Origin of the sequence: Streptococcus parasanguinis, from assembly GCF_015556095.1 — a bacterium.
Taxonomy (GTDB): domain Bacteria; phylum Bacillota; class Bacilli; order Lactobacillales; family Streptococcaceae; genus Streptococcus; species Streptococcus parasanguinis_Q.
On record NZ_JADNLT010000013.1, the window covers coordinates 18,852 to 30,838 of the forward strand.

Genomic DNA, 11,987 nt, shown 5'->3' on the forward strand with positions numbered 1-11,987 from the left:
CTCGTACGGACTGTAGTGAAATTAAAAATTAAATAAAAGGATAGCTTCTCAGATAAAGCTATCCTTTTTTTGTAAGAAATGTCCTGTATAAGCATAAATACGGGTCAGGGGTGATTGGGAGAGTGTGGAAACCTTAAAATAGAAATAATGATCTCGATGATCCCGACTTTTGGTGTGGTGAAGACGAAAGTAGTTTCGCTGGCCTGCTGCCATAGAGTGGAGAATATCGTCTTCTAAAAAGACGAGTGGCGTAGAAGTAGCCGCCCACTTGTAAAAGTCTGTCTCAAATTGGTGGTAATTCTCTGAAAAATAATCAAATTGTAATTCGTGTTTAGTCTGAATTGGTTTCATACGGTGTTTCCTCAGCTTCAATAAAAATGATAGAGGTCAGAAGGAGCCGGTGGTAGTGACCATTGCTTTTGAGAAGAAGCTCAGAAGCAGATAAGGTGTGAATCGAACCTGTGTAAGTTGCAAATTGATTCCCCTCTAGAGTCGTAATCGAGATCGTCGTTTGTTGTTGGAAGGCCTGCTCCAGGAGCTGGATCTGTTCAGAAAGAGGAAGAACGTTGAGTTGACTGCGGTCAATTTCTTTTGTATCCAGGGCAGTTGTGTGCTCAGATAAAAAGAAGCCGGCCCATTTGGCCATGCCACGGTCTTGAAATTCGCGTGCGGATTGATAAGGGAGATAAGAACGGTCGATCATGTTAATCCATCTAAGCCTCCTGCGGAATGTCCGCCTGTTAATTTACTGCGTGCAATGGCGCGTGAGTTTTCTAGTAGTGAGGAGCCTTTCTGAAGAGAGGTGAAGCCAAATTGGTCCCGAATGCGGTCAATCGTCTGCTGGAGTTTCTCCTCTTTTTCCAAGGCTACTGGATCATCGAAGAGAGAAAAGAGTTGAAGAGACTCCTCGACAAGTTCTCCATAAAAAACACCAACCTGCCGAATGGCTCCGCCTTTGTACTTGGAGCGAAAGAGCCGCAGAACCGTATCGGATAAAACCTTGGTAGATTGGGTGGGTTCAATCTTTTGCTGGCAGTGAATGGACGGAAGCCCCTCGATTTTGGAGTAGGAGGCATGAATGGAGACCAGCTGGGTCTTCTTTTTTTTCCGTCGCAAGCGAATAGCCACCTGTTCAGCCATCTCCCGAAATACCAGTTCAATGTCGGCTTGTAGATGGTAGTCATAGGGCAAGATTTGAGAATTGCCAATGCCTCGTGACTTCGGACGATAAGGTTTGTGGACATTGCTTTCATCAATGCCATGAGCATGGAACCAAAGTTGAAGCCCCATGACTCCGAATTCTTTCTTTAAGAGATCGGGATGAGCCTGAGCCAGTTCTTTAATCGACGTGATCCCGATCCCTTGCAATCGTTTTTCAGTGCGACGTCCAATGCCCCAAAAATCAGTGAGCTGGGGCAGTTTCCAGACCTTGCTTTCTACGTCTTCGTAAGACCAGTTGGAGCGCATATTTCGGCAATGCTTGGCTTCGTTGTCCAAGGCTAGCTTGGCAAGAAGGGGATTGGCGTTGCTGAGGCCAATGGTAGAATAGATTCCAGTTTCCTGCCAGATTCTTTTTTGAATCCTGGCAGAAAGAAGGTCCAGTTTTTCCTTTCGCGAGAGGGAGGAATCTGGAATAAAATAATTTAAGGAAGAAGTCAGATCGATAAAGCCTTCGTCAATCGAGTAAGGGAAAATATCATCGGGTGCCGCAAATTCCTGAAAGACCTTCTGAATCTCCATATTGACCTGAATGTAGGCATTCATGCGTGGTGGCACAATCAGGGTCCTCTTGGCCCAGGATTCAATGGATGCAATAAAGCCTGGATCCGTCGGCAATCCTTGTTTTTTTGCGACGTAGCTATTGAATTTTCTGGTTTTGAGATCAAAAGGCAGGTCGTAGCTCCGGCTCACATTCTTCTTGCCAAAGACTTGTTTGAAAACGGGAGAGCTGGCCAAAATCAGACCAGCAGAATTGTCGCTCCGGCTCATGACGCAAAGAGAAGTGGTCAGGGGATTTAGGCCCAGACGGACACACTCACAGCTGGCATAAAAACTTTTCATATCCACAAAAGCAATATCAGAATGAGGCTCACGTGAATAATCAAATAGCATATTTACACCTCAAGCGGAAGAAAATGCCCGACCACAATGCCGACGATTTTTGGCTCGTCTTCGTAAGGAGCAAATAAATCATCGTAGTCAGGGTTGATGGATTCTAAGCGCAAGCCTTCAGCCTCCCGATAGACTTTCTTAATGTAGGTTTTTCCATTCCAGATGAGGGCATAGACCGCTCCATCGTAGTCAAATCCAGTCTGCTTCATGAGGGCAACAGAACCATTGGGATAGAGAGGTTCCATCGAATTTCCGGATACCCAAGAGGCAAAGTCGTGTTGGATCTCTTGGTCAAAATAGACGGTTTCATAGTCCGTTTCGTTATCATAAAAGGTATGTCCTAAACCAGCTGCTAGCTCAATCGAAAGAACCTTATAAGCCGTCAAGGAAACAACTTTTTGCTGCTGTTCCAATAACTGGCTGGCCAATTGGTCAACTTTCTTTTGATGAGGTGGGGTTAATAAAGGGTAGGTGTAGAGTGCGGAGTCTTTGTTAATAAAGTAGTCCTCTTTAACGGAGAGGCGCTTGGCCAACCTCCTGAGATTTTTTTCGTGTGGCTCTGCTAAGCCATTCTCCCAACTGGAGTAAGTCTTGCGAGAAATTTTGAGATCCTCGTAGACATCTGCCTGGGTCAAGCCTTTTTCCAGGCGTCTTTCTTTTAGTTTTTTTGCATCAAACATGTCGTTTCTCCTATGTAACGTTTTAAAAGTTACATATAGTTTATCAAAAATGAATCCTTTTTGCAAGATAAAAATTCAGTTGAAAACGAATGAAAAGACTTGATTTTGATTGAAAAAGGAGTATAATCAATTCTAAAATGTCTATAAATGAGGAACTATATGAAAAAAAGTTTTATCCATCAACAAAAGGAAATTTCGTTTGTTAAAACGACGTTTACACAATATTTAAAAGATAAATTGGACATCATTGAAGTCCAAGGGCCAATTTTGAGCAAGGTCGGAGACGGGATGCAGGATAACCTTTCTGGGATTGAACATCCGGTATCTGTAAAGGTCCTTCAAATTCCTGATGAGACTTATGAAGTCGTGCATTCACTCGCAAAATGGAAACGCCATACCTTGGCACGTTTTGGGTTTGGCGAAGGAGAAGGTCTCTTTGTCCATATGAAGGCTCTTCGTCCAGATGAAGATTCGCTAGACGCTATCCACTCTGTTTATGTAGACCAATGGGACTGGGAAAAAGTCATCCCAAATGGTCAACGCAACATCGCCTACCTTAAAGAAACGGTTGAAAAGATCTACAAGGCGATTCGTTTGACAGAACTAGCAGTAGAAGCGCGCTATGATATTGAATCAGTTCTTCCAAAACAAATTACTTTTGTTCACACAGAAGAATTGGTGGAACGTTATCCAGATTTAACTCCAAAAGAGCGTGAAAATGCCATTGCCAAAGAATTCGGAGCCGTTTTCTTGATCGGGATTGGTGGAGAGCTTGCAGATGGCAAACCACACGATGGACGTGCACCTGACTACGATGACTGGACAACAGAGTCTGAAAATGGCTACAAGGGCTTGAATGGTGATATCCTCGTCTGGAATGACGTTCTAGGTTCCGCCTTTGAGTTGTCTTCAATGGGGATCCGTGTTGATGAAGATACGCTTCGCCGTCAAGTTGCGATTACAGGGGACGAGGATCGTCTCCAATTAGAGTGGCACAAAGCTTTGTTAAATGGTCTTTTCCCACTTACAATTGGTGGAGGGATTGGACAATCTCGTTTGGCTATGTTCTTACTTCGTAAGAAACATATCGGTGAAGTCCAAACCAGTGTCTGGCCTCAATCTGTCCGCGATGAATATGAAAATATCCTATAAGGAAAGAAAGAGTCGAGCAGAGTGCTCGGCTCTTTTAATTATCGCTTGACCATATCAAATCGCAATTTTCTGATTTTTTTTGGTATAATGGTCCCTATGAAAATAGTATCTGGAACCTATGGGGGACGTCCCCTCAAAACACTTGAAGGAAAAACAACCAGGCCGACTTCTGATAAGGTCAGAGGGGCCATGTTCAATATGATTGGTCCTTACTTTGATGGTGGAAGAGTACTAGATCTCTATGCTGGAAGCGGTGGCCTCTCTATTGAGGCAGTCTCTCGAGGCATGTCAGAGGCGGTTCTAGTGGAAAGAGATCGTCGAGCGCAGGAGATTGTGGCAGCTAATATTGCTATGACCAAGGAAAAGGAACGGTTTCAACTACTAAAAATGGAGGCCAAGCAAGCCTTGGGGCTTCTAACGGGCACCTTTGATCTGGTTTTCTTAGACCCGCCTTATGCCAAGGAAGAGATTGTCCGCGATATCGAAACCTTGTGCGAGCGCCATCTCTTATCAGAAAACATCATGATTGTGTGCGAAACAGATAAACATGTAGAACTTCCTGAGGAAATCGGACAGGTGGGAATTTGGAAAGAAAAAATCTATGGAATTAGTAAGGTAACAGTATATGTCAGATAGAACTGGATTGTTTACAGGATCGTTTGATCCGATTACCATTGGGCATGTGCAATTGATCGAGCGGGCGAGCCGCTTGTTTGACCGTGTCTATGTCGGAATTTTTTATAATCCGGAAAAAGTCGGACTCTTTTCCATTGAGCAGCGCGTGCGCATGGTGGAAGGGGCCTTGGCTCATTTGGAAAATATTGAAATTGTGACGTCGACCCAAGAGTTGGCTGTGACAGTGGCACGTAATCTTGGTGTGGTGACCTTGATCCGGGGATTGCGCAATGCACAGGATCTGGTTTACGAAGCCAATATGGATTATTTTAACCACCAGTTGGCACCTGAATTGGAGACGGTTTATCTCTATGCCCAGCCTCCTTACCAGGCCATTAGTTCCACCCGTATTCGAGAGTTGCTGGCTTTTCAGCAGGATATCTCACCGTATGTCCCAGAGAGTGTAATGGAGGAAATTAACGATGACACAAGCGAATAAACCAAGCTTGACCCCTAAAAAGAAAAAAGGACGGTTGAAAGAATACCGATGGCCGATTGCAGGAGTTCTTTTCTTGCTTCTCTTGCTAGCTGCTTTTGTGATTCGCCTTCCCTATTATATTGAAATGCCAGGAACGGCAGAAGATATTCGATCCGTCATGACAGTGGATGGAAAAGCGGATACCAAGTCAGGAACCTATGATTTTGTAACCGTAGCAGTGAAAGAGGCAACTCCGGCTGATTTGATCTATGCTTGGGCGACACCTTTTACAGATATCTACTCTGCCAAGGATATGACCGGTGGTAGTTCGAGCCAAGAATTCACGCGCATCAACCAATTCTATATGGAAACCTCGCAAAATATGGCCATCTACCAAGGATTGAAGACAGCTGGCAAAGAAACCCAGATGGACTTTCTAGGAGTCTATGTCATGCAGGTGGCAGATGACTCGACCTTTAAAGGAATCTTGAATATTGCGGATACTGTAACCGGGGTGAATGGTAAGACCTTTAAGAGCTCCAAAGAATTGATTGACTATGTTGGTTCTCAAAAAATTGGCGATCCCGTTTCGGTGACCTACATTGAGGATGGACAAACCAAGACTGCGGATGGGAAGATCATCAAATTGACCAATGGGAAAAACGGAATTGGGATTAGCCTGATCGACCGGACTGAAGCCAAAGGCGATGTTCCTGTCCAGTTTGCGACAGCTGGCATCGGTGGCCCAAGTGCCGGTATGATGTTTAGCCTAGCCATCTACACTCAAGTGGCTGATCCAGATCTTCGTCAGGGACGCCATATTGCTGGGACAGGAACCATTAACCAGGATGGAACGGTTGGCGATATCGGTGGGATTGACAAGAAAGTCGTTGCAGCCGATAAAGAAGGAGCAGAAATCTTCTTTGCCCCTAATAACCCTGTTTCCAAAGAAGAAAAGAAAGCCAATCCCAAGGCTAAATCAAACTACGAAACCGCTAAAGATGCAGCAAAACAAATCCATTCGAAGATGAAAATTGTGCCCGTCAAAACCCTTCAAGACGCTATTGATTATTTGAAAAAGAAGTAGAAGTATCTTGCTAGATTAGTCTCATACTTGAAAGTATGAGCTGATGTTGGCAGATAGAAAGATTCATCTTCTAATCAAATTCAAGTTTTTGCTTATCAATCTCTCTATTTTTAGAGGGATTTTTTCTTTATACTGGTATCAGAAAGAAAGGGAGGTAGTGAAATGATTCAAACCAGTTTGTTTTCCATTTCAGTATTCTTAGCGGGAGTTCTATCCTTTTTCTCCCCGTGTATTTTGCCACTGATGCCAGTCTATGTAGGGATTCTATTGGATTCTGAACGTGTGAAAACTGTTCGGATTTTTGGAAGAGATATTTCTTGGTACGGCTTGGTGAAGACGCTTTGTTTTATCGCAGGTCTATCAACTGTTTTCCTGATTCTAGGATACGGTGCAGGGGCCCTTGGTCAGGTACTCTATGCTCCCTGGTTCCGTTGCCTACTAGGAGGGATTGTCATCTTATTGGGAATCCATCAGATGGGCCTCATCAATCTTCAGCAACTCCAAAAACAAAAGAGTATCCAACTGAAGAAGGACGAAAAACGCAATGAATTCTTCAATGCTTTTCTGATAGGGGTCACCTTCAGTTTTGGTTGGGCCCCTTGTGTCGGACCAGTTTTGAGCTCTGTTTTAGCCATTGCCGCTTCTGGAGGAGATGGTGCATTGCAAGGTGCTCTCCTGATGCTGGTCTATACATTGGGCTTGGCGCTACCCTTCTTAGTCTTGGCTCTAGCTTCTAGCTGGGTTCTACAACATTTTGCTAAACTCAAGCCCCATATGGGAACCTTGAAAAAAATTGGTGGTGCCCTCATCATCTTGATGGGCATCTTGCTGATGCTAGGAAATCTTAATAGCCTCGCATCCCTGTTTCACTAATCTTGAATGATTAAAGGAGAAAAATCATGAAAAAAATTCTTACACTTACCATTGCTACGCTTAGCCTTGTCACTTTAGCAGCTTGTTCTGGACAAAAATCGGATTCAGATATGAAAAAAACGGACGATAGTAGTATGATGAAGAAGGACGATATGAAGAAGGATGACATGAAGGATTCGTCCATGTCCGATGATAAAATGAAAAAAGAAGACATGAAAGATTCATCTATGATGTCTGACAGCAGTTCTGAAATGAAGGATGATATGAAAAAAGATGAGATGAAATCCAGCGATTCAGAAATGAAAGATGAAAAGAGTGGATCATCTGATATGAAATCAGACAACTAATGAAAGAAGGGAGAGGTCATCTGAGGATGACTCAGATTGAAGACAACGTCATCTTAGAAACTTTCCTTAAGTGAGTACGGACGTCAGCGAACTTCGAAGAAGTTCCATGACTTAGTTTTGGACCTGAAGTTCCAAAACTCCCGGGTGTTAGAAACACTAATGTTTCTAACACTTTTCTCACGGCGGAAAGTTTCAGTGTGTATTTCAATGTACCTAATATGCTTTTTCATTTTATGTTTATAGCACTACTTAGGTTTGTTTTATGTTAAAAAACAGTTTGTCTGCATTCTAAGTCATCTGAGAATGATTTTCTTCCGATTTTGAAGAGGTGATAAAGATGAAAAAATTAGCTTTAGTAGCTGCAGGATTCTTGTGTACTGGATTTTTGGGGGCTTGCTCTAACCAAGGAATGGCCACTTCCACCAAAGACATGAGTCAACAAACAGCTAAGGCTGGGGATAGGCAACCATCTGGCAAGAAAGTGAAGGATGTTAGCCTGCAAGGAGTGGATGGCAAGACCTACCGATTATCCGATTACAAAGGGAAGAAAGTTTACCTCAAATTTTGGGCTTCCTGGTGCTCAATCTGTCTTTCAACATTAGGCGACACAAATGATTTAGCAAAGGCAGAGGAGGGTAAGGATTATGTGGTCTTATCCGTTGTAGCTCCAACCTTTAATGGTGAAAAATCGGAAGCAGATTTCAAAAACTGGTACCAGTCTTTGGATTACAAGGATTTCCCAGTCTTGATGGACAGTAAGGGCGACTTGCTCAAAGAGTATGGGATTCGCTCTTATCCATCTGCTCTCTTTATTGCGAGCGATGGAACTCTCGCTAAGACCCATATCGGTTATATGAGCAAGGAAGACATCGTCCAGACTCTAAAAGAAATGAAGTAAGGAGGACATAAAATGGAAACAAAATGGAAACTCATTTCCATTCTTTTAGTGGGGCTATTTTGTTTTGGAATCTTTTTCCTTATCAAAGGATCCATGGCCTTGGATACATCAGATGCGACGACTGAGCAGATCAAAAAAGCGTCCATGAGTCAGACACCAGTAGCAAACAAAAAGAAGGAAGAAAAAGTCAACCCAGAAGACCAACGAGAAATCTATCTAGCTGGTGGTTGCTTCTGGGGCGTAGAGGAATATTTCTCCCGTGTTCCAGGTGTGATTGATGCTGTATCAGGCTATGCCAATGGAAAGGGAGAAACGACCAAGTATGAATTGGTCCCTCAAACAGGGCATGCCGAAACAGTTCACATCACTTACAATGTCAAGAAGGTATCTCTGAAAGAATTGCTCCTGCATTATTTCCGGATTATCGACCCAACGTCGAAGAATCGACAAGGAAATGATCAAGGAACTCAATACCGAACAGGTGTCTATTATGTCTCCCAAGAAGACCTTCCAACCATTAACCAAGTCTTTGAAGAGGTAGCAAAAAAATACGACAAATCGTTAGCAGTGGAGAAAGAGCCACTGACTAATTTCATCAAGGCTGAGGACTACCACCAGGATTATCTAAAGAAACATCCAAATGGGTACTGCCATATCGATGTCAATCAGGCTTCTTATCCTGTTATTGATGCTAGCCGCTACTCCAAGCCAAGTGATGAGGAGATCAAAAAGAAGTTATCTCCCGAAGAGTATGCGGTGACACAAAAAAATGATACCGAACGGGCCTTCTCCAATCGTTACTGGGATCAGTTTGATGCCGGTATTTATGTAGATGTCGTGACCGGTGAGCCCCTCTTTTCCTCTAAGGATAAATTTGATTCTGGTTGTGGTTGGCCAAGTTTCAGTCGGCCTATTAGTCCTGATGTGGCCATCTATAAGGAGGATAAGAGTTTCAATATGACTCGGACAGAAGTTCGGAGCCGTGTGGGAAATTCTCATCTGGGCCATGTTTTTACTGATGGTCCCAAGGAAAAAGGCGGCCTTCGCTATTGCATCAATAGTTTGTCTATTACCTTCATTCCCAAAGCAGAAATGAAAGAAAAGGGCTACGGTTATTTATTGGACTATGTCTGAGACATTTGGAACCACAATTTGCTATAATAAGCATAGCAAAGACAAGTAGGTGAAGGACATGTATGCGATCATGATTGTGGAAGATGAAGAGCTTATCCGGCAGGGACTGACTTCCTTAGTGGATTATGAACAGCTTGGAATGACCGTCATCAACCAGGCAGAAAATGGCCGTGAGGCCTGGGAGAAGTTTCAAGATCAACCAGCTGATATCCTTCTAACCGATATCAATATGCCACAAATGAATGGCTTGGATCTGGCCCATCTCGTCAAAGAGCAGTCTCCGTCTTGTCATATCATTTTTTTGACAGGTTATGATGACTTTGAGTTTGCAAGGAAAGCCATCAAGTTAGGTGCAGATGATTATTTGCTGAAGCCTTTTTCAAAAGACGATATTGAAGAGATGTTAGCAAAGGTGAAGGGAAAGCTCGATCAAGAGCGAAAGAAGGCGCAAGTCGAAGATTTGGTCAGTCATGGTTATTCGACAGACTTGGAAGAAACCATTCATGCTCGTTTAGCAGACTCTCAGTTAACTCTAAAGGATCTGGCCTATCAACTTGGTTTCAGTGCCTCTTATCTAAGCGTATTGATCAAGAAAAAATTGGGACTCCCCTTCCAAGACTACCTCATCCAGGAGCGAATGAAGAAGGCTCAACTCTTGCTTCTCACGACAGATCTAAAGATTTATGAGATCGCCGATCAGGTTGGTTTTGAAGATATGAACTATTTTTCTCAACGCTTTAAGCAGGTGGTTGGGGTGACACCAAGGCAGTACAAAAAAGGAGAGCATGAATGAAACGATATCCCTTGCTGATCCAGCTGGTCCTCTACTTTTTTCTCTTCATTCTCCTACTTTTTGGTCTCATCGGTAGCCTTTACTATCAAACGAGTTCAGGGACGATCCGCCAGCAAACAGAGCGGACGACAAGAAATAGTATCGATCAAAGCAGTCAGTTCATCACCTCCTATCTAAAAAAATTAAAGCAGACCACGACAGTGCTTAGCAAGGATCAGGCTGTTCGACAATTTGCACAAGACAAGAGTGCGAATCAAGAAACGGTTCAACACCTGATGCGAACGATGATTGAAACAGATCCGGACTTGGTCTCAGCGGTCTTGGTGACCAAGGATGGACGTCTGGTAGCGACAGATTCCAAAATCAGTATGCAGACTTCCTCAGATATGATGAATGAAAGCTGGTATCAGGAGGCGATTAAGGAAAGAGCCATGCCAGTTTTGACGCCAGCTCGAAAGGAATCCTTGACTTCGGAAAAAGAAAAATGGGTGGTTTCTATTACCCAAGAAGTGGTCGATCAGACTGGTCAAAATCTCGGAGTAGTACGCTTGGATATTGGCTATGATAGCCTTCAGGCTTACTTGGATCACCTTCAACTAGGGAAACAAGGCTTTAGTTTTATCATTAATCAAAAGCATGAGTTTGTCTACCATCCTAAAAAGGCGGTCTATTCCTCCAGCCAAGAAATGCAGGCCATGCAGCCCTATATTGCTGTGAAAGATGGTTATGCAAAAGGAGGGCAGAATTTTATCTATCAGGTTCCAATTCCAGATAGTGATTGGACCTTGATTGGAGTGGCTTCGCTTGAAGGACTTCAGATGCTTCAGTCGCAGCTTCTTTACTCTTTCATTGGCCTAGGATTACTAGCTTTGATCATGTGTTTAATAGGGATTGGCTTTGTTCTGCGTTTGTGGATCAAACCCTTACGAGACCTTCAGACTATCATTTTGAGGATTGGAGCAGGAGATGCTCACGTGAGAGCTGCAGCCAAAGGATCTCCAGAATTGGTCGACCTCGCTCAAGCTTTTAATGCCATGTTGGATCAAATCGATCATCTCATGCAACAGGTAAAGGAGGAGGAGCAGAACGCACGGCGTTACGAGCTGCGGGCACTTTCGGCTCAGATTAATCCGCATTTTCTCTACAATACCTTGGATACGATTGTCTGGATGGCGGAGTTTAATGATAGTCGGCGCGTGGTCGACATCACTAAGTCTCTGGCTCAATATTTTCGACTGGCTCTCAACCAAGGCCAGGAACAAATCCTACTGAGAGATGAAATTGACCATGTTCGCCAGTATCTTTTCATTCAAAAACAACGTTATGGTGAAAAGCTCAATTATGAAATTCTAGAAGATGAACGGTTGGGCGATTATCAGCTACCCAAATTAGTGCTTCAACCCTTAGTGGAAAATGCGATTTACCATGGCATTAAAGAGATCGATCGGCCAGGTCTCATTCGAGTGACAACTGAAGTCAGTGGAGACTCCGCCTGCGTATCGATTTTTGACAATGGACAAGGGTTTGATTTATCCGGATCAACAGACCAAACCCTTCTTCGTTTAGGAGGTGTTGGCTTGAAAAATGTGGACCAACGATTGCATCTTCAATTTGGCGAAGCCTATCATATGGAGATTGATTCTAAAGCTAATAGCTATACGAAAATCACACTTTATTTGCCCCTTTCATCTGGCGATGAATCTTCATAGAGACTGGGACAAAAGTCCTAGCCTCTCAATTATTTTTGGATTGTCGAGCAAGACGCAGTGGTTGAGTGGGCTCTACTACGCTGATTGCATCAGCTTTTACAGCCCTACT

General features: G+C 43.5%; 14 protein-coding genes. 10 read left to right on the plus strand and 4 right to left on the minus strand.

What is annotated here, in order from left to right:
- Positions 1-48: 48 nt before the first annotated feature.
- From I2E70_RS09435 to I2E70_RS09450, 4 genes are read right to left on the minus strand one after another with little or no spacing between them, the layout of a single operon-like run.
- Positions 49-351, minus strand: coding sequence for a DUF5960 family protein (locus I2E70_RS09435; RefSeq protein WP_049514180.1), 303 nt, complete (start codon positions 349-351; stop codon positions 49-51).
- Positions 332-703 carry a hypothetical protein gene (locus tag I2E70_RS09440; RefSeq protein ID WP_195424552.1) on the minus strand — a complete coding sequence of 124 codons (372 nt, stop codon included), beginning with the start codon at positions 701-703 and terminating at the stop codon, positions 332-334. The genes I2E70_RS09435 and I2E70_RS09440 overlap by 20 nt, the downstream gene beginning before the upstream one ends.
- Positions 700-2,112, minus strand: coding sequence for a Y-family DNA polymerase (locus tag I2E70_RS09445; RefSeq protein ID WP_195424553.1), 1,413 nt, complete (start codon positions 2,110-2,112; stop codon positions 700-702). Before I2E70_RS09445 ends, I2E70_RS09440 begins: the two co-directional genes overlap by 4 nt.
- A 2-nt stretch (positions 2,113-2,114) precedes the next feature.
- Positions 2,115-2,792 (minus strand): helix-turn-helix domain-containing protein, encoded by a 678-nt coding sequence (locus tag I2E70_RS09450; protein ID WP_021152744.1) that lies wholly within the window; start codon positions 2,790-2,792, stop codon positions 2,115-2,117.
- Between the two features lie 159 nt (positions 2,793-2,951).
- Between I2E70_RS09450 and asnA the strand changes: the two genes are divergently transcribed.
- From asnA to I2E70_RS09500, 10 genes are all read left to right on the plus strand, one after another.
- Positions 2,952-3,944, plus strand: a complete 993-nt coding sequence (gene asnA, locus I2E70_RS09455; protein WP_003005888.1) for an aspartate--ammonia ligase — start codon at positions 2,952-2,954, stop codon at positions 3,942-3,944.
- Between the two features lie 96 nt (positions 3,945-4,040).
- A complete protein-coding gene (rsmD, locus tag I2E70_RS09460; protein ID WP_070465380.1) occupies positions 4,041-4,580 on the plus strand; it encodes a 16S rRNA (guanine(966)-N(2))-methyltransferase RsmD in 540 nt (179 codons plus the stop codon).
- A complete protein-coding gene (coaD, locus tag I2E70_RS09465; RefSeq protein WP_195424555.1) occupies positions 4,570-5,058 on the plus strand; it encodes a pantetheine-phosphate adenylyltransferase in 489 nt (162 codons plus the stop codon). The genes rsmD and coaD overlap by 11 nt, the downstream gene beginning before the upstream one ends.
- Positions 5,042-6,124, plus strand: a complete 1,083-nt coding sequence (locus tag I2E70_RS09470) for a SepM family pheromone-processing serine protease (protein ID WP_195424557.1) — start codon at positions 5,042-5,044, stop codon at positions 6,122-6,124. Before coaD ends, I2E70_RS09470 begins: the two co-directional genes overlap by 17 nt.
- Before the next feature lie 162 nt (positions 6,125-6,286).
- On the plus strand, positions 6,287-6,997 hold the full coding sequence (ccdA2, locus tag I2E70_RS09475) for a thiol-disulfide oxidoreductase-associated membrane protein CcdA2 (protein ID WP_195424560.1): 711 nt from the start codon (positions 6,287-6,289) through the stop codon (positions 6,995-6,997).
- A 26-nt stretch (positions 6,998-7,023) separates the two neighbouring features.
- Complete coding sequence (locus I2E70_RS09480; protein WP_049507021.1) at positions 7,024-7,344, plus strand: hypothetical protein; 321 nt, start codon at positions 7,024-7,026, stop codon at positions 7,342-7,344.
- A 337-nt stretch (positions 7,345-7,681) separates the two neighbouring features.
- Complete coding sequence (locus tag I2E70_RS09485) at positions 7,682-8,242, plus strand: redoxin family protein (RefSeq protein ID WP_049507019.1); 561 nt, start codon at positions 7,682-7,684, stop codon at positions 8,240-8,242.
- A gap of 12 nt (positions 8,243-8,254) precedes the next feature.
- Positions 8,255-9,376 (plus strand): peptide-methionine (R)-S-oxide reductase MsrB, encoded by a 1,122-nt coding sequence (gene msrB / locus I2E70_RS09490; RefSeq protein WP_195424562.1) that lies wholly within the window; start codon positions 8,255-8,257, stop codon positions 9,374-9,376.
- 58 nt (positions 9,377-9,434) lie between these two features.
- Positions 9,435-10,169, plus strand: coding sequence for a response regulator transcription factor (locus tag I2E70_RS09495; protein WP_195424566.1), 735 nt, complete (start codon positions 9,435-9,437; stop codon positions 10,167-10,169).
- Complete coding sequence (locus tag I2E70_RS09500; RefSeq protein ID WP_195424564.1) at positions 10,166-11,878, plus strand: cache domain-containing sensor histidine kinase; 1,713 nt, start codon at positions 10,166-10,168, stop codon at positions 11,876-11,878. The genes I2E70_RS09495 and I2E70_RS09500 overlap by 4 nt, the downstream gene beginning before the upstream one ends.
- The last annotated feature ends 109 nt before the right edge of the window (positions 11,879-11,987 follow it).